This window comes from Pseudomonas sp. NPDC089407 (assembly GCF_044900445.1).
GTDB lineage: Bacteria > Pseudomonadota > Gammaproteobacteria > Pseudomonadales > Pseudomonadaceae > Aquipseudomonas.
On the sequence record NZ_JBJDNB010000004.1, the window covers coordinates 1 to 16,948 of the forward strand.

A 16,948-nucleotide genomic window follows, 5' to 3' on the forward strand; every position below is an offset into this window, starting at 1 on the left:
ATGGGCTGCAAAGCAGCCCCAGGGTTTGCGCACAGATGCACAAATTGCCGGGGCTGCTTCGCAGCCCATCGCGACGCAAGGCCGCTCCTACAGGTTCTGTGCCTGCCTTGAAAGTGATGCAGGCCAGCCAGTCAGTGGCCTTTCTGCTTCGCCGCCAGGAAGCTCGCGCGCATGTCCTTGGCCCAGCCATCGAGCACCGGCTTGACGTCGTTCAAGGTCAGCTTCTGGGTATCGTTCTCCAGTTCCTGACCGGTGCCTTTACGCACCACCTGGGCCAGCACCTTCTGATTGGCGCCATCCAGGAACGCAGCTTCCACGCCGACATCCACTTCCTGGTCACGGCCACCCATGGCAGTGTTCACGCCGGCCGAAATCAGGGCAATCGGGATCACTTCATAAGGCTTGAGGCCCTCGTTGCTTGTCGACACCGCCGTAATGGCCGGGCGTACCACGATCACGCCTGGGCCAGGGCCTTGTGCCAGGGGTACTACGCTGCCCATTTCACGTCGCAGGGCTTCATTGAAGTAGCGGGTGATTTCCCCCAGCGTCTGCTGCGAGATCACCGCTGTCGGCTGCGGCTTGGGGTAGAACTGGCTGGGTTCGATGAACACCTGGTTGTACTGGTTGATGTTGACCTTGGGGTCGATCCAGCGCATTACCGGGGCACCCGACGGGCTCTTGGCTTCCTGCAGGCGGCTGTAGTCTTTGAGGAAGCCGGAGTAATCCTTGGGGTCCACCCGATTGCTGGAGCAGGCGGCCACGGCAAGCAGCGCGGCGCACAACAAGGTAATGCGAGGCAATGATTTCATGATCAAGAGGCATCCATGATGGGTCGGCTTCAACAACGCTAGCAGGTGCGCGACAGTTGGCCAGTATGTGAGTTCAATCCTCTGAGTAAATTAGGACAGTGGGGGGCTGGAAGGTGCTCGCCTTGGATCTGCCAGGCGCCGCATAGTACACGGCAAGCTCAACCCAACGCTTCACGCAACCTATACCACAGCATCCCCAGCGCCAGCAGCGGCGAGCGCAATGCCTTGCCGCCGGGGAAGGTAAGGTGCGGTACGGCACTGAACACATCCAGGCCGTGGCTGTGGCCGAGGGCGATGCTTTCCGCCAGCAGCTTCGCCGTCCAGTGCGTCACGTTCAGGCCATGCCCGGAATAACCCTGGGCGTAATACACATTGGGGTGCTGGCTCAGGCGACCGACCTGGGGGAAGCGGTTGGCCGTGATGCCAATCATGCCACCCCACTGGTAGTCGATGCGTACATTGGCCAGTTGCGGGAACACCTTCAGCACCTTGGGCTGCATGTAGGCGGCGATGTCTTTGGGGTCGCGCCCGGAATAGTGGCAGGCGCCGCCAAACAGCAGGCGGCGGTCGGCAGTGAGGCGGTAGTAGTCCAGGCCGACTTTCTGGTCGCACAACGCCATGTTCTGCGGGATCAGGCGGCTGGCCAGCGCTTCGGGCAAAGGCTCGGTGGCCACCACGTAGCTGCCGGCGGGTAGCACCTTGCCACTCAGGCGCGGCTCCAGTTCGTCGAGGTGAGCGTTGCACCCCAGTACCAGGCTGTTTGCGCGGACTGTGCCGCGTGCCGTGTGCAGGGTCACGCTGGGGCCGTGTTCGATGCGCAGTACCGGGCTTTGCTCGAAGATGCGAACGCCCAGGCTGTGGGCGGCACGCGCTTCGTCCTGGACAAGGTCAAGGGGGTGCAGGTGGCCCGAGCCCATGTCGACCAGCCCGCCAGCATACTGGTCGCTGGCGACAATCTCGTGCAGCCGCGCAGCGTCGACCACGCGCGTTTCAGGGCGATAGCCGAGCGTTGCCAGGTCATCCTGCTCATCCTTGAAGGCGGCGAACTGGGCCGGGGTGTTGGCCAGTTCGCAGAAGCCCCAACGCAGGTCGCAGGCAATGCCGTAGCGGGCGATGCGCTCGGCCACCAACTCTACCGAGTCGATACCGGCCTGCTTCAGGTAGCGCACGCCATCCTGGCCGACATGCCGGGCAAAGCCGCTGACATCATGGCCGATGCCGCGAATCAGCTGGCCGCCATTGCGCCCGCTGGCACCCCAGCCGATGCGACGGCCTTCCAGCAGCACTACCGACAGGCCGCGCTCGGCCAGTTCCAGGGCGGTGTTGACCCCGGTCAGCCCGCCGCCGACCACGCAGACGTCTGCGCTGAGGTCAGCGTCCAGGCTGGGGTAAGGTGCCGCATCGCGCGCTGTGGCGGCGTAGTACGAGGCGGCGTGTTGGGTATTGAAAGACATGGGCGTTCTCGACTCAGCGGTTGGACTTGATCTTGCTCCAGGAGCGGGTCATGACGCGCATGATCTTCGGGCTCGGGGTGCTGGAGATGTACAGCTTGTCCAGCACGGCCTGGGGTGGGTAGATCTCGGGGTTGCTCACCAGCGATGCATCCATGTAGGCCTTGGCGTCCGGGTTGGCATTGGCATAACCGACCGTGGCGCTGACTTTTGCGATCACCTTGGGGTCGAGCAGGTAGTTGATGAAGGCCAGGGCTTGCTCGGGGTTGCTGGCGTCCTTGGGGATGGCCAGCAGGTCGAACCACAGGTTGCTGCCTTCCTTGGGAATGCTGTACGCAACCTTCACGCCGTTTTTCGCCTCCACGGCTCGGTTGGCCGCCTGGAATACGTCACCGGAGTAGCCGAACGCTACGCAGACATCACCGTTGGCCAGGTCGGAGACATACTTGGATGAGTGGAAGTAGGTGATGTAGGGGCGCAGTTCAAGCAAGCGGGCCTCGGCCTTGGCGTAGTCGGCCGGTTTCTCGCTGCGCGGGTCCATGCCCAGGTAATTGAGCATGGCGGGGAACAGTTCGTCGGGCGAATCCATGAACGCTACGCCGCACTGCTTGAGTTTTTTCAGGTTTTCGGGCTCGAACAGCACGGCCCAGGAATCGATATGGTCCACGCCCAGTGCTGCCTTGACCTTGTCGACGTTGTAGCCGATGCCATTGGTGCCCCACAGGTAGGGCACGGCGTACTGGTTGCCGGGGTCGTTCTGTTCAAGCTGCTTGAGCAGTTTGGGGTCCAGGTGCTGCCAGTTCGGCAGCTTGCTGCGGTCCAGCGGCAGGAAGGCACCGGCCTGGGCCTGGCGGGCGAGGAAGTGGTTGGACGGCACCACCACGTCATAGCCGGTGCGCCCGGCCAGCAGCTTGCCTTCGAGGGTTTCGTTGGAATCGAACACGTCATACACCACCTTGATGCCGCTGCTGGCCTGGAAGTCAGCCAGGGTGGTGTCACCGATGTAGTCGGTCCAGTTGTACACGCTGACCGTGGGGCTGGCGTGGCTTGTGGTGGCGAACAGCAGGGTGAGTGCAGCGGGGATCAGGGCTTGCAGATGACGCATGGGGACACCTCGTTGGTCTTGTTCTTCGAGTTCGGTGTTAAAGGGGGCTGCTTCGCAGCCCATCGCCGGCAAGCCAGCCCACAGGTTCACCATAGGCCTTGAACACTGTGGGGTCCCTGTGGGAGCTGGCTTGCCGGCGATTGGGGTGCAAAGCACCCCCCGGACGGTCAGACACTCATCATCAGGAACTCACGCTCCCACGAGCTGATCACCCGCTTGTAGTTCTCGTGCTCGGCGCGCTTGACCGCCACGTAGCCCTGAACGAACTGCTTGCCCAGGTATTGCTGCACGGTCTCGCAGTCTTCCATGTGCTGCAGCGCATCTTCGATGGTGATCGGCAGGCGCAGGTTGCGCCGTTCGTAGGCACGGCCCTGCACCGGGGCGCTGGGGTCGATCTGTTCGACCATGCCCAGGTAGCCGCACAGCAAGCTGGCGGCGATGGCCAGGTACGGGTTGGCATCGGCGCCCGGCAGGCGGTTTTCCACGCGCATCGCTTCGGGGCCGGAGGTGGGCACGCGCAGGCCGGCAGTGCGGTTTTCCTCACCCCACTCGACGTTTACCGGTGCCGAGGTGTCCGGCAGGAAGCGGCGGAACGAGTTCACGTTGGGCGCAAACATCGGCAGCAGCTTGGGGATGTACTTCTGCAAACCGCCGATATGATGCAGGAACAGCTGGCTCATGCTGCCGTCTGCGTTGGCGAAGATCGGTTTGCCGGTGGCGATGTCGACCACGCTCTGGTGCAGGTGCATGGCACTGCCCGGCTCGTCGGTGATCGGCTTGGCCATGAACGTGGCCGCCACGTTGTGCTTGAGCGCCGCCTCACGCATGGTGCGCTTGAACACGGTGATCTGGTCGGCCAGGTCCAGCGCGTCGCCGTGGCGGAAGTTGATTTCCATCTGCGCGGGGCCGTCTTCGTGGATCAGCGTATCCAGGTCCAGGCCCTGGATTTCGCACCAGTCGTAGACGTCTTCGAACAGCGGGTCGAATTCGTTGGCGGCATCGATCGAGAACGATTGGCGACCGCTTTCGGCACGGCCGGAACGCCCCAGCGGCACTTGCAGGGGCAAGTCCGGGTCTTCGCAGCGCTTGGTCAGGTAGAATTCCATCTCAGGCGCGACAATCGGCTGCCAGCCTTTGTCGGCATAGAGCTTGAGCACTTTCTTCAGCACGTTGCGCGGCGACAGCTCGATCGGGTTGCCTTGCTTGTCGAAGGTGTCGTGGATCACGATCGCGGTCGGCTCGATCGCCCACGGGATCTGGTACACAGCGGTCGGGTCGGGGCGGCAGACCATGTCGATGTCGGCGGCATCGAGCAGGTGGTAATAGATGTCGTCGTCAACGTAGTCGCCGGTGACCGTCTGCAGCAGCACGCTCTCGGGCAGGCGCATGCCACGCTCGTGTAGAAACTTGGCGGTCGGTGCGATCTTGCCGCGGGCAATGCCGGTCAGGTCGCTGATCACGCATTCGACTTCGGTGATCCGGTGTTCTTTCAGCCAGGTGGACAGCTGATCGAAGGGGGCGTTCATACAGACCTCTTGGTTGGGTTTTTATGTGCGCGGCAGGTGCCGGTGACTTCCCAGGTGACGCGCTGGCGACTATCTTGGCCTCAGGCCCGTAAAGCCATCTATCCACTTTCTTCGGCAATGAATGCACCAAAAGAGTGCAACTAGGACCAAGCGTGACAACGCCCAATGCCTTGCAGGTTCAAGCTTTCCACACCTCGGATGTGACCGAGCAAGTCCGCGCCACCCCAGGCTGGCAGCAGCAATACCGGCAAATGTCGCCAGGGCACTTCAGCGGCCAGCTGCGCTGCCTGGGGCTGGATGGCGTGCAGGTTTACGAGGAACGGCTCAATACCCGCGTCGAGCAGTTCTTCCGTGCGCCAAGCGGTTCGCTGGCGTTCTGCTTCGACCAGAGCGAAAACAGCCTGTATCTGCTCAATGAACAAAGCCGCAACATCTGGATCACCCCTGAGAACTACCAGGAAGTGGCCGTGGTGTTCGACCAGGCCTTTCTTGCCAGCCATGGCCTGGACCCGCAACGGCTCGACGGTTTGTTCATGGTGCCGCTGGGCAGCGGGCAGAATGCGTTGTTCGGCAGCTGGCTGAGCGCCACCCTGACCCGTCTGGGCGAAGCCGATTGCCCCTTGCAGGGGCAGGCGCTGGCGGAGCAGTTGCTGGAGGACTGCCTGTTCATCCTCGACAACGCCTGCCAGCGCTTGCAAGGCATTGCGTTGGGGCGGCGCGACGAGGAACGGGCGATCATGCGCCGGGTCAGCGAATGGGCGGCCGATTGTCCGGAGGAAACGTTGAACCTGGTGGAATTGGCAGCAGTGGCCGGGGTTTCTTTGCGCCAGTTGCAGCAAGCGTTCAAGGCGTTCACCGGCATGCCCCCGGCGCACTGGTTGCGCTTGCGCCGGCTGAACGGTGCGCGGCGTGATTTGTTGCGCGGTGGCGGGGTGACCGTGGCCGAGGTGGCGATGCGTTGGTCGTTCTGGCATTTGGGAAGGTTTTCAGAGAGTTACCGGCAGTTGTTCAAGGAGTTTCCCAGTGAGACCTTGAAACGGGGTAGGGGTTGAGGTGGGGATGGGCTGCAGGCCTCTTCGCGGCGGTTCGACGCCTCGATGAACCCGCTCCCACAGGATCACCACAGATTCAGCCATTGTGGGTCCTTGTGGGAGCGGGTTCATCGAGGCGTCGAACCGCCGCGAAGAGGCCACCCCAGGCACCCCTGAAACCCAGCACCCAACGCCGAAAATTGCTATCGTGCCCCCCTGTTTCCACCCGAGGTGCCGATGTTCTACCTGCCTTTGCCCACCGACCAGGCCGACCGCCTCGCCAGCGCGCCCACCACCGACTTCTTCAGCACCGCCAGCCTGCTCGAAGCTGCTGCCGTGCTGTTCGTGCAAAACCTGCCCCGCCAGCCCGCCACCGCTTCGGCCGATGCGCAGGAGCGCCGTTTTGCCGAGATCGTGCGCATCGCCAATGAAGTCGAAAGCGCTGCCCCTGGGCGCTTCCAGGGCCAGGTGGCGCAGCACTTCGACCATGAAGCCTTCGCCATGGGCCTGGGCATGCTCGGCGAGAACGGCATCGCCTTGCTGACCGCTGAGGTGGAATACCAGGCTGACGAACTGCTGGATGCCGAAGGCCAGTGGAATTTCCAGTTCGCCGAAGGCTATCGCCAGCGCGCCACACCACTGCACCCGGTGTATCTGCCATCGCTGGCCAGCGACCTGATGCTCAGCGACCAACAAAACCGCCTGCTGCGCGAATTCCTCAGTGGCATCGACGAGTCGGTGGCCGTGCAGGGCTTCGCCGGCACCGGCAAGACCTTCCTGATTCACCAGTTCGCCCGCCTGCTTGAACCACAGCGCACCTTGCTACTGGCCCTGACCGAGGGCCAGTTGCGCGCACTGCAGGCGCGGGTCAAGGACGCCGCTGACTACACCGCGCTGACCTTCGGCCAGTTGGCGGACGAGATGCTCAACCGCGACCTCACCAGCCACGGCTGGCGCCTGCGCGACCCTTACCGCACCAAGCTGTCATGGCGCCCACAAGAGGCGCAGGTGGTGCGCTGGCTGGCCATCCCCGACATCGGCCCGCTCGCTGCCCGCGACGTGGTTGCCTTGTGCATCCGTGCCGTACGTACGTTTTGCTACAGTGCCGACGCCCAGCTGCAGCTGCATCACCTGCCATGGGCCGGGCCCGGCACGTCGCCGCTGGACCAGGAAGTGCTGCTGGAAAAAGCGCGGCTGTACTGGCAAGAGCTGATTCGCCCGTCAGCGCGGGAAATCCAGCTGCCGGTTCGCGACTACCACCGGGTCAAGCTGCTGTCGCTGACCGACTACGTGATCGACAACCGTTACACCCACGTCATCGTCGACGAGGCCCACGAGCTGTCGGCGCCGATGCTTGCCGTGCTCGACCGCAGCCCGCAGTCGATCATTGCCCTGGGGGACGAACTGCAGAACCTCAACGGCCTTAGCCCGCACCATGGCAGCTTCATCCGCCAGCGCTGCATCGATCACTCGTTGCGCGCCGGGCCGGCAATGGACAACGTGCTCAACCCGCTGATCCAGGCACACCCGGCGGCGATCCAGGCAGCCTTCAGTGGCAGCGCCGAACATTACACCCGGGTCAGCTTCTTCGATGCGGTGACAGTGCCGGAGCAGCCAACGGCGCTGATCGTCGATGATGAATGGGGCCTGTTTGGCTGGTTCCAGCGCCTGACCCACCAAGGCGTGCCGTTCATCTTGCTGAAAAGCGCCCGCAAGGACTTCGAACTGTTTGTCGAGGACTGCATCGAGCTGTACCGCTATGGCACCCGGGCACGCCATCCGATGTTGTTCCGTTACCCCAGCTGGCAGGCGCTGGAGCAGGACAAGGGTGATGACAAGGCGTTTATTGCCGTGGCCAGCATGCTGCGCAAGGGCTACACGCCGGAGCACTTTGCCAAGGCCAAGAGCCGTTACCGCTGGGACAAGGCGCCCAAGCTGTTCCTGGGGCGGGTGCGGGATGTGAAGAACATGGAGTTTGCCCGGGTGATGGTGTCGCCGGAGCTGATGGTGGCGCCGCAGGTGGCGGGTAACCGCAATGAACGGGCGCGGATGCTGGCGGGGCTGTATACCGCCTGTTCGCGAGCGCGGCATGAATTGATCGTGCCGGGGGGGATGTTGGACTGGGTCAAGGACCAAGTTCGCGATTGATGTTTTTGGGGCCTCTGTGCGGCCCATCGCCGGCAAGCCAGCTCCCACAAGGACTGCGCTAGCTTCGAGTTAACGCCGCCCCGGTGGGAGCCTGGCTTGCCAGCGATGAGGCCTGAACAGACAACCCAAAGCAGTTGCTCTCACAAGGACTGCACATGACTTGAGATCTATGCGGTCGATGTGGGAGCTGGCTTGCCGGCGATGGGCTGCAAAGCAGCCCCTAATTCACTGAATCAGTTACGGTCCAGCCACACCGTCTGGGCATTGGTGAACTCGCGCACACCAAAGTGGGACAGCTCACGCCCGAAACCGCTCTTCTTTACGCCACCAAACGCCACACGGGGGTCGGAGGCGCAATAGCCGTTGATGAACACACCACCGGTATCCAGCGCCGCAGTCATGCGTTCAGCCAGCGCGTAGTCGGCGGTGTAGATGGTCGAGGCCAGGCCGAATTCGCTGTCGTTGGCCAGCTCTACCGCATGGTCGGCGTCACGTGCCGTGATGATCGCGGCTACCGGGCCGAACAGCTCTTGCTTGAATGCGGTCATGTCCGGGGAGACGTTGGCGAACACGGTCGGTGCGTAGAAATTGGCCACGCCTTCGACCTTGTTGCCGCCCAGCAGCAGGGTGGCACCTTCGGCGAGGGTTGCCTGAACCTGGCCATCCAGCTCGTCGCGCAGGTCGTAACGGGCCATCGGGCCGATGTACGTGTCGTCTTCCAGTGGGTTGCCGACTTTCAGCTGGCGCGTAGCCTCGACGAACTTACGGGTAAATTCCTCGGCAATGCTTTCTTCCACGATCAGGCGCTTGGCCGCGGCGCAGACCTGGCCGGTGTTCTGGTAACGGCCGATGACCGCAGCCTTCACGGCAGCATCCAGGTCGGCGTCAGCCAGCACGATGAACGGGTCGGAACCACCCAGCTCCAGCACGCACTTCTTAAGCGCGGCACCGGCCTGGGCACCAATCGCCATGCCGGCACGCACGCTGCCGGTCAGGGTCACGGCGGCAATGCGCGGGTCGTTGATGGCGCGGGTGACGCCATCCGGGGTCACGTTCAGCACTTCGAATACGCCCTCCGGCAGGCCGGCATCCTTGAACAGCTCGCCCATCAGGTAGGCGCTGCCCATCACGTTCGGTGCGTGCTTGAGCACGTAGGTGTTACCCGCCAGGATCGCTGGCACGGCGCCGCGCAGTACCTGCCAGACCGGGAAGTTCCACGGCATCACCGCCAGGATCGGGCCCAGCGGGCGGTATTCGATACGGGCTTTTTCGACCTGGGTCGGCTCGGCAGCGAGCATCGCCGGGCCGTGTTCGGCGTACCAGCGGCACAGGCCCACGCACTTGGCCACTTCACCACGGGCCTGAACGACCGGCTTGCCGATTTCGCGGCTGATCATTTGCGCAAAGGCTTCGGCCTTGGCTTCGAGGGTGCTGGCCAGGGCGAGCAGGTACTCGCTGCGCTGACCCAGCGACACCTGGCGCCACTGGCGGTAGCCAACCTTGGCACGTTGCAGCGCCGCTTCCAGTGCGGCGTCGGTGTCGAACGGGTAGGCGCCAATCTGCTCGCCGCTGAACGGGTCGAGGGAGATGGCGTGGGTCAGGCTGTTGATCGCACTCATGGCGGGGCACTCTCGTTGTTGTTACTCAGTGACGCCAGACTAGTGGGCTATGGCTTTAATGAAAACTGAATAATAATGAGCGAAACATTCACGTTTGGAGAAAGGCTGTGGACCTGGTGCAACTGGAGATCTTCAAGGCCGTGGCAGAGCAGGGCAGCATCAGCGCCGCTGCACAGCACATCCACCGGGTGCCGTCGAACCTGACCACGCGCATCAAACAACTGGAAGAAGACCTGGGCGTGGAGCTGTTCATTCGCGAGAAGAGCCGCCTGCGCCTGTCGCCGGCGGGCTGGAACTTCCTTGAGTACACCCGGCGCATCCTCGACCTGGTGCACGAGGCGCGGCTGACCGTTGCCGGCGAAGACCCGCAGGGCACCTTCGCCCTCGGCTCGCTGGAAAGCACGGCGGCAGTGCGTATTCCGGCCTTGCTGGCAGCGTACAACCAGCGCTACCCCAAGGTTGACCTGGACCTGTCCACCGGGCCTTCCGGGACCATGCTCGAAGGGGTGCTGTCTGGCCGCCTGGTGGCCGCGTTCGTCGATGGCCCGGTGCTGCACCCGACGCTGGAAGGCATGCCGGTGTTCGAAGAAGAAATGATGGTGATCGCGCCGCTCAACCACGCGCCCGTAACCCGCGCCCAGGACGTCAACGGCGAAAGTATCTATGCCTTCCGCGCCAACTGTTCCTACCGCCATCACTTTGAAAGCTGGTTCGTGCAGGACCAGGCGGTGCCGGGCAAGATCCACGAAATGGAGTCGTACCACGGCATGCTGGCCTGCGTCAGTGCCGGTGCCGGGTTGGCAATGATGCCGCGCAGCATGCTCGACAACATGCCGGGGTGCAGCACGGTCAGCGCCTGGCCGATGTCGGAGGACTTCCGCTATCTGAAAACCTGGCTGGTCTGGCGCCGCGGTACGGTATCGCGAAGCTTGAGCATGTTCGTGAAATTGCTTGAGGAAGAGCTCGCAACCTAATGTTTTAGATAAGAAAGGTTTTTTCTGAAACGAATTTCATCGAGCTGATCATGCTTCTGCACGAACACCCCTTCGCCGGGAGGATCAGATAATAGGTAAGCCATCCTCTAAAGGAGGGTCGTACCATGCGTAACCATCACTATGCCCTCGGCGCTGCATTGTTGATCACCTTGGCGCTGCCATGGACCTTGGCGGCTGCCGCCGATCTCAATGCACCCATCGACATGCAGGCCGTGCAGTTGCAACCCCAGGAGCAGAACGGCGTGCGCTACCTGCAGGGCGGCATTGGCCAGGACGAAGCCAATGCGCTGCGCAAGACCACGGGTTATGACCTGCACATAGAACTTTCGACCGGCCCGGACGGCAAGTTCCAGAGCGGGGTCACGGTCGACATCCACAGTGCCCAGGGCCAACCCGTGCTGAGTGTCACCGATGCCGGGCCGCTGCTGTATGTGCAGTTGCCCCCCGGCAAGTATAAGGTCACCGGCAACGCCCAGGGTCAGACCGTGCAGCAAGCGGTGACCGTGAACGGCAAATCTCCCGCAACAGTGAACCTGAACTGGCGTTGATGGGCAGAGGGGCAGGAATACGACTGAAAGCTTGAGCACGGCAAGGCACATCTTTACCCAGTGAATTAGCCAATAGTGGCAATTCAGTTTCAACTTTCTGATTATTTGGACAATAATCAAAAAACTATTACTTCGTGTGACCGGTCGGGATGCACCGGTCACCTTATAACGTCAAGGGGCCAAAGCCCCCGCTTGCCGTGTAGACCATCAGGAGAGTCGTTGATGAAAACCCGTCTAGCAGCAACGCTGGCCGCTGCAGTGCTGGCCCTTACCGGAGCCAACCTGGCCCAGGCTGCGCAGGTGTCCGGCGCCGTGGGCGCCACCAGTCAGGGCGACATGACCTACCGTCTTGGCATGTCGTTCGACTGGGACAAGAAATGGCTGCAGAGCAACACCGGCTTTGTAACCGGTTACTGGGAGGCCGGTTACACCTACTGGGAAGGTGGCGACGCCAGTGGTGCGCACTCGCTGTCGTTCAGCCCGGTGTTTACCTATGAGTTCAGCGGTTTCACCTACACGCCGTACATCGAAGCGGGTATTGGCCTGGCGGCGTTTTCCAAGACCGAGGTGGGCGACCAGCGCCTGGGCTCGTCGGTCAACTTCGAGGACCGTATCGGTTTTGGCCTGAAGTTGCCGGGGGAGCAGAAGGTGGGGATCCGTGCGATGCACTATTCCAATGCCGGGCTCAAGGAGCCTAACGACGGCATCGAGTCTTACTCGCTGTTCTACAGCAAAGGCTTCTGAAATCTGGGGCTGCTTTGCAGCCCATCGCGACGCAAGGCCGCTCCTACAGGGAATCGCATACCCCTGTAGGAGCGGCCTCGTGTCGCGATGGGCCGCGCAGCGGCCCCAACCATTCAGAAGGTATAGGAAACCCCTGCCTGCACTGTCCGCGGTGCCCCCGGATAGGCGTAGAAGTTGAACGCCCCTTCGTCATACTCTTTATTGAACAGGTTCTTCACATCCAGATTCAGGCGCACATGCTCATTGACCTGGTAGAACGTCAGCAGGTCAACCACGGTGTACGGGTCCATATTGTAGGTGACTGCCTCGGTCTGGCCATTACGGTCATCCACGTATTTCACCCCAAGCCCTAGCCCTAGCCCCTTGGCAAACCCGTCCTGGAACTCATACGTGTTGAGCAGGCTGAAACTGTTGCGCGGGATGTTGGCCAGGCGCGTACCGCTCGGCAGGCGGTTGTCCTGGGTCACCTCGGCGTCGACATAGGCGTAGCCACCGATTACCCGCCACTCAGGCGTGATGTTGCCCGCGATGTTGATGTCCAGGCCGCGGCTGCGTACCTCGCCGGCGGCCAGGCTGTAGTTGGTGTTTGCCGGGTCGCGTGTCAGCACGTTCTCCTTGACGATATGGTAGATCGCCGCGTCCACGCTCAGCTGGCGGTCGAGCGCTTCCCATTTCACCCCCAGTTCGTAGGACTTGCCCTTTTCCGGGTCGAAGCCACCGCCATTGGCAGGCGTACCCGTGTTGGGCTTGAACGAACGCGCCGTGTTGGCGTAGACCGCAACCGTGTCGGTCAGGTCGTAGATCAGGCCAAAGCGCGGGGTGACGCCGTTCTCGCCTTTGCTGAAATCACCGGCATCGTTCAGCTTGTTGTCATAGTCATGCTCGAAACGCTCAAAGCGCACACCTGCCAATGCCTTCAAACGCTCGGTCAGGGCCACCTGGTCCTGGATGAAGAACGCCCAGGTCTGCAGGTTTTCCTTGTCCCAGGTAGTGGTGCGGGTCAGGGCCGGGCGCGGCTGGCCCAGTACCGGGTTATAGATGTCGATCGGGTAGGGGGCCGAGGAGCGCTGGATGATCGAGTTGTAGTCGTAGTTCTCGTACTCGACGCCAGTCAGCAAGGTATGGCTGAAATTGCCGGTATCAAAATGCCCGGTCAGGTTCAGTTGCCAGTCACGGTCCGTCCATTCCAGCTTGCGGTAGTTGAAGTTACGCTGCAGCGTGCGGCCATCTGCCGGCGCGCCGTCGGCTTCGACGGCATTGCCCTTTAGCGAGCCCTCCAGGAACTGGAACCCACCCGCCAGCGTCCAGTTGTCGTTGAGCAGGTGCTCGAAACGCAGCTGGGCCATGTTGTTGTCGTTGTGCAGCAGGTTGTCGCTGCCTTTTTCCCAGATATACGTGTCGCGCGAGGCGCTGCCGGTCTGGGTGGCGTAGCGGGTCAGGCCACGGTCCAGCGGGTGGTTGTTGCGCATGAAGTCGCCTTCAAAGACGATTTTCGTGCTGTCGTTGACCTGCCAGCTGAGCACGGGTGCAACATCGTAACGCTCGCTTTCCACGTCATCACGGAAGCTGTCACCGCCTTCGCCGAGCACATTCAGGCGGTAGGCCAGCGAGCCGTCCTGGTTCAGCGGGCCGGTAGCATCGAGGGTGGCGCGGTGCATGCCCTGGTCATCGAACTGGCTGCCGAGGGTGACCTTGGGCTCTGCCAGCGGTTGCTTGCTGACCACGTTGAAGGTGCCACCCGGGTCACCCCGACCGTACAGGCTGCTGGCCGGGCCACGGATCACTTCCAGGCGCTCGACGGTGTTGGCGTCCGGGGCGTTGGGGTAGCCGCGGTTGATCGGGAAGCCGTTGCGGTAGAACTCGCCGGTGGTAAAGCCACGCACGGTGAAGGTGGTCAGGCCCTGGCCACCAAAGTTGTTGGCGCGGCCGACCCCGCCGGCGTAGTCCAAGCCGTCTTGCAGGCGCGTGGCGCCCGTGTCTTGCAGCACATCCTTGGGGACCACGCTGATCGACTGCGGCGTTTCGTGCAGTGCAGTGTCGGTGCGGGTAGCGCTGGCCGAACGGCTGGCCTTGTAGCCATCGACCGGGCCGTCCGCGCGTTCGCTGTCGGCGGTACTGGTGATGCTCAGGGCCTGGAGTTCGATCTGGGCAGGGTCGCCGATCGGTTCAGGCTGGGCGAAGGCCTGCGGGGAGACAGCATGAAGCACACAAAGCGAAACGAACGTTCGACGCATCGACGGTACGATCCTGGAGTAAGGCGCTGAGGGGTAGGGTGGGAAAGCGCCGTGAAACTACTACGAATCATTATCAAATGCATTCTTTTTGAGTGGCACTGGTGTACCAGATACCAAGCAGGCCCATTTGTGCTGGATTCTTCGCGGGTGAACCCGCTCCCACAGGTAAATCACAGGTCCAAGTCGTGTGATGCACCTGTAGGAGCGGGTTCACCCGCGAAAGGGCCGGAACAGGCCACCCATCAAACAGGTTCTGCTAAAAGTATCAGCCTCCCGAATCCTCCTTCCACCCCCCACCCAACGCCGCATACAGCTTCACCTCCGCCACCAGCTGCGCCAAGCGGTCATTGATCAACCCCTGCTGGGCACTGAACAACGAGCGCTGGGCATCCAGAAACGTGAGGCTGCTGTCCACGCCAATCCGGTAGCGGTGCTCGGCCAGGTCGTAGTAACGCTGGTTCGAGGCCACCAGGTCACGTTGTGCCTGCAGTTGCCGCTGGTAAGTGCTACGCGCCGCCAAGCCGTCGGCCACCTCCTGGAATGCACCCTGAATGACCTTTTCGTACTGCGCCACCTGCATGTCCTTTTGCAGCTGCGCATAGTCCAGGCTCGCGCGCAGGCTGCCGGCAGTAAAAATCGGCAGGCTGATCTGCGGCTGGAACAGCCAGGTACCAGAGCCGCCCTCGAACAGGCCACTGAGTTCGGGGCTGGTGCTGCCGGCATTGGCGGTAAGGCTGATGCTGGGGAAAAACGCCGCCCGCGCCGCACCGATGTTGGCATTGGCCGCGCGCAGCTGGTATTCAGCCTGCAGAATGTCCGGCCGACGCTGCAGCAGGCCAGACGGCAACCCGGCCGGCAGCCCGGCAATCTGTTCGGCCGCCAGGGGCAGGGCGGCCAGGTCAGCGGCCACCGGCGCGCCCACCAGCAAGGTGAGCTGGTTGAGGTCCTGCGCCACCAGGCGCTTGTAGCGGGCCACTGCCGCACGGGTACTGTCGACACTGGTGCGCGCCTGAATCTGGTCCAGGGCCGACACCGTACCGGCGCGGCGCTGGTTGCTGGTCAGGCGCAGGCTGCGCTCATCGGCCACCAGGGTCTCATTGGCCAGTGTCAGCAGTTCCTGGTCGGCCCGCCAGGTCAGGTACACGCTGGCGACACTCGCCACCAGGCTCAGGCGGGTACTGCGCTGCGCCTCTTCACTGGCCAGGTAGGTAAGCAGGGCCTGGTCGCTGAGGCTGCGCACCCGGCCGAACAGGTCAAGTTCGTAGGCGCTCACGCCCAGCGTCGCGGCATAGGTCGAGCTGATCACGCCCTGGTCGGTGCCGGTCATGCCGCGGGGCAGGTACTGCCGCTGCCCCTGGGCATTGGCGGAAACCTTGGGTAGCAGGTCGGCGCGCTGAATACGGTACTGTGCCTGGTAGGCCTCGACGTTGAGTGCGGCAACGCGCAGGTCGCGGTTGTTGCCCAGGGCACTGCCAATCAACTGGCGCAGTACCGGGTCGTGGAACACCTGCTGCCAATCTTCGGCGGCCTGGTATTGCCGGGCATCGCCGGCATAGGCCGCGCCGTGGGGGAACTGCTCATTCACCGGTGGTGCAGGGCGCTGGTAGTCGGGTGCCAGCGTACAGCCGCACAACAGCACGGCGATCAAGGTAAGCGCATGTCGGGGCATTGCGGGTTCTCGCTTTCAGGCACCGGCCATCCATTTCGCCAGACCATGGCGGCCACTGACCCCCAGCTTGGCAGTGGCGCGTTTGAGGTAGGTTTCGACCGAACTGTTCTTCACATTCAGGCGCTGCGCCATTTCTGGCACGGTGCCGCCGGTCAACAGGCCCAGGCACACTTCCTGCTCGCGGGTCGACAGGCGCACAGCTTCCTGCAGCAGCCGCTCACCAAACGACTGGCGCAACGTGCCGGCCTCAAGGTCAGCCAGTGGCGAACCGGCGCGCCGCACAGCCCCTTGCTCAAGCAGTTGCCCGTGGTGCTCGACCAAGGGCAGCAGGGTGTCGGACAAACTCTTCAGTTGTGACAGTTCGCTCAAGGAGAACGCGCGCTGGCTAGGCGCACGATGGAAGCTGATCACCCAGCGTGTGCTGCCGCTGCAGGAAACCAGGTGGCATTGATGCGCATTCTGGCGTGACGGGTGGGGGCCAAGCGGTGCCTTGAGCGCGATCAGCAGCGGGTCTTTCATCTGCATGATGCGTTGCAGCAAGGGTTGGCGCAGGTTGTCAGCCTCGTGCTGGCTGTGCTGTGGCCCAGCGTTGCCCAACACCTTGATACGGCTGGCGTGCGCCTTGTGCAGGTCGAGCGTCCACTCACTGAGCTCAATACGGTAGATGGGTACCTGAACGTCGACCAGATGTAACATCTGTTCGGCAAAGCCTGCAGCGCCGGTGCTGGCGATCAGTTCCCCCAATCGCAGGTACAGCTGTGGGTCGGGGCGGTATTCGCGGCTGTCGGTCAGCATCATTTCCTAGTCTCCCTTGGTTCAGGGTGTTGCGGCGGGTGGTCTCGCGGTCGAGTGCTCCGGGTGGGGTGGTGGGCGTATTCAAGCCCGCTGCCGGGCGGGCGTCTGTAATGGAAAACCGGGACAGAAAATGACACCGATTCGCAGCCGCAGTGTTGCGGCAAAACGAGGTGACGCTTGAGCAATGCAGTGCTTAGCCAGCTAATTGACGTCAGAAGCATGGCTGATCCAGGCAGATCGCGGCGTATACCGTGTGCCGTAGGCCATTGCAGGT

General features: G+C 62.7%; 13 protein-coding genes. 5 read left to right on the forward strand and 8 right to left on the reverse strand.

Going from position 1 to position 16,948, the window contains the following annotated elements; all coding sequences use genetic code 11:
* Window positions 1-131: 131 nt before the first annotated feature.
* The 4 genes from ACI2KG_RS04520 to ACI2KG_RS04535 form a co-directional block, all read right to left on the reverse strand.
* Window positions 132-809 carry a DUF3313 domain-containing protein gene (locus ACI2KG_RS04520; protein WP_404660960.1) on the reverse strand — a complete coding sequence of 226 codons (678 nt, stop codon included), beginning with the start codon at window positions 807-809 and terminating at the stop codon, window positions 132-134.
* A 158-nt stretch (window positions 810-967) separates the two neighbouring features.
* The gene (locus tag ACI2KG_RS04525) at window positions 968-2,263 is read right to left on the reverse strand and encodes an NAD(P)/FAD-dependent oxidoreductase (RefSeq protein ID WP_404660961.1); all 1,296 of its coding nucleotides are present in this window, start codon (window positions 2,261-2,263) and stop codon (window positions 968-970) included.
* A 13-nt stretch (window positions 2,264-2,276) separates the two neighbouring features.
* Window positions 2,277-3,365 (reverse strand): polyamine ABC transporter substrate-binding protein, encoded by a 1,089-nt coding sequence (locus ACI2KG_RS04530; RefSeq protein WP_404660962.1) that lies wholly within the window; start codon window positions 3,363-3,365, stop codon window positions 2,277-2,279.
* A gap of 167 nt (window positions 3,366-3,532) precedes the next feature.
* A complete protein-coding gene (locus tag ACI2KG_RS04535; protein WP_404660963.1) occupies window positions 3,533-4,891 on the reverse strand; it encodes a glutamine synthetase family protein in 1,359 nt (452 codons plus the stop codon).
* Between the two features lie 152 nt (window positions 4,892-5,043).
* Here ACI2KG_RS04535 and ACI2KG_RS04540 point away from each other — a divergent pair, with 152 nt between their 5' ends.
* Both ACI2KG_RS04540 and ACI2KG_RS04545 read left to right on the forward strand, forming a co-directional pair.
* Window positions 5,044-5,943: a helix-turn-helix domain-containing protein gene (locus ACI2KG_RS04540; protein ID WP_404660964.1), complete on the forward strand. Its 900-nt coding sequence runs from the start codon at window positions 5,044-5,046 to the stop codon at window positions 5,941-5,943.
* A gap of 216 nt (window positions 5,944-6,159) precedes the next feature.
* Window positions 6,160-8,070, forward strand: a complete 1,911-nt coding sequence (locus ACI2KG_RS04545) for a hypothetical protein (RefSeq protein ID WP_404660965.1) — start codon at window positions 6,160-6,162, stop codon at window positions 8,068-8,070.
* A gap of 233 nt (window positions 8,071-8,303) precedes the next feature.
* On the opposite strand, the gene ACI2KG_RS04550 is transcribed toward ACI2KG_RS04545, so the two are convergent.
* The gene (locus ACI2KG_RS04550) at window positions 8,304-9,689 is read right to left on the reverse strand and encodes an aldehyde dehydrogenase family protein (RefSeq protein WP_404660966.1); all 1,386 of its coding nucleotides are present in this window, start codon (window positions 9,687-9,689) and stop codon (window positions 8,304-8,306) included.
* Window positions 9,690-9,796: 107 nt separating this feature from the next.
* Here ACI2KG_RS04550 and ACI2KG_RS04555 point away from each other — a divergent pair, with 107 nt between their 5' ends.
* The 3 genes from ACI2KG_RS04555 to ACI2KG_RS04565 all read left to right on the forward strand — a co-directional run bounded on the left by ACI2KG_RS04555 (window position 9,797) and on the right by ACI2KG_RS04565 (window position 11,976).
* Window positions 9,797-10,663, forward strand: a complete 867-nt coding sequence (locus ACI2KG_RS04555; RefSeq protein ID WP_404660967.1) for a LysR substrate-binding domain-containing protein — start codon at window positions 9,797-9,799, stop codon at window positions 10,661-10,663.
* 125 nt (window positions 10,664-10,788) lie between these two features.
* On the forward strand, window positions 10,789-11,232 hold the full coding sequence (locus tag ACI2KG_RS04560; protein ID WP_404660968.1) for a carboxypeptidase regulatory-like domain-containing protein: 444 nt from the start codon (window positions 10,789-10,791) through the stop codon (window positions 11,230-11,232).
* 222 nt (window positions 11,233-11,454) lie between these two features.
* Complete coding sequence (locus ACI2KG_RS04565; RefSeq protein WP_404660969.1) at window positions 11,455-11,976, forward strand: acyloxyacyl hydrolase; 522 nt, start codon at window positions 11,455-11,457, stop codon at window positions 11,974-11,976.
* Between the two features lie 113 nt (window positions 11,977-12,089).
* Here ACI2KG_RS04565 and ACI2KG_RS04570 read toward each other — a convergent pair whose 3' ends face one another.
* The 3 genes from ACI2KG_RS04570 to ACI2KG_RS04580 all read right to left on the reverse strand — a co-directional run bounded on the left by ACI2KG_RS04570 (window position 12,090) and on the right by ACI2KG_RS04580 (window position 16,677).
* The gene (locus ACI2KG_RS04570; protein ID WP_404660970.1) at window positions 12,090-14,210 is read right to left on the reverse strand and encodes a TonB-dependent siderophore receptor; all 2,121 of its coding nucleotides are present in this window, start codon (window positions 14,208-14,210) and stop codon (window positions 12,090-12,092) included.
* A 265-nt stretch (window positions 14,211-14,475) separates the two neighbouring features.
* A complete protein-coding gene (locus tag ACI2KG_RS04575) occupies window positions 14,476-15,879 on the reverse strand; it encodes an efflux transporter outer membrane subunit (RefSeq protein ID WP_404660971.1) in 1,404 nt (467 codons plus the stop codon).
* Between the two features lie 15 nt (window positions 15,880-15,894).
* Window positions 15,895-16,677, reverse strand: coding sequence for a helix-turn-helix transcriptional regulator (locus tag ACI2KG_RS04580; protein WP_404660972.1), 783 nt, complete (start codon window positions 16,675-16,677; stop codon window positions 15,895-15,897).
* Between the last annotated feature and the right edge of the window lie 271 nt (window positions 16,678-16,948).

What these genes read in the sequence shown, in the direction of transcription:
- ACI2KG_RS04520 (WP_404660960.1), bottom strand. Translation starts at nt 809, where the DNA reads ATGAAATCATTGCCTCGCATTACCTTGTTGTGCGCCGCGCTGCTTGCC.
- ACI2KG_RS04545 (WP_404660965.1), top strand. Translation starts at nt 6,160, where the DNA reads ATGTTCTACCTGCCTTTGCCCACCGACCAGGCCGACCGCCTCGCCAGC.
- ACI2KG_RS04580 (WP_404660972.1), bottom strand. Translation starts at nt 16,677, where the DNA reads ATGATGCTGACCGACAGCCGCGAATACCGCCCCGACCCACAGCTGTAC.
- ACI2KG_RS04560 (WP_404660968.1), top strand. Translation starts at nt 10,789, where the DNA reads ATGCGTAACCATCACTATGCCCTCGGCGCTGCATTGTTGATCACCTTG.
- ACI2KG_RS04570 (WP_404660970.1), bottom strand. Translation starts at nt 14,210, where the DNA reads ATGCGTCGAACGTTCGTTTCGCTTTGTGTGCTTCATGCTGTCTCCCCG.
- ACI2KG_RS04525 (WP_404660961.1), bottom strand. Translation starts at nt 2,263, where the DNA reads ATGTCTTTCAATACCCAACACGCCGCCTCGTACTACGCCGCCACAGCG.
- ACI2KG_RS04550 (WP_404660966.1), bottom strand. Translation starts at nt 9,689, where the DNA reads ATGAGTGCGATCAACAGCCTGACCCACGCCATCTCCCTCGACCCGTTC.
- ACI2KG_RS04535 (WP_404660963.1), bottom strand. Translation starts at nt 4,891, where the DNA reads ATGAACGCCCCCTTCGATCAGCTGTCCACCTGGCTGAAAGAACACCGG.
- ACI2KG_RS04565 (WP_404660969.1), top strand. Translation starts at nt 11,455, where the DNA reads ATGAAAACCCGTCTAGCAGCAACGCTGGCCGCTGCAGTGCTGGCCCTT.
- ACI2KG_RS04530 (WP_404660962.1), bottom strand. Translation starts at nt 3,365, where the DNA reads ATGCGTCATCTGCAAGCCCTGATCCCCGCTGCACTCACCCTGCTGTTC.
- ACI2KG_RS04575 (WP_404660971.1), bottom strand. Translation starts at nt 15,879, where the DNA reads ATGCCCCGACATGCGCTTACCTTGATCGCCGTGCTGTTGTGCGGCTGT.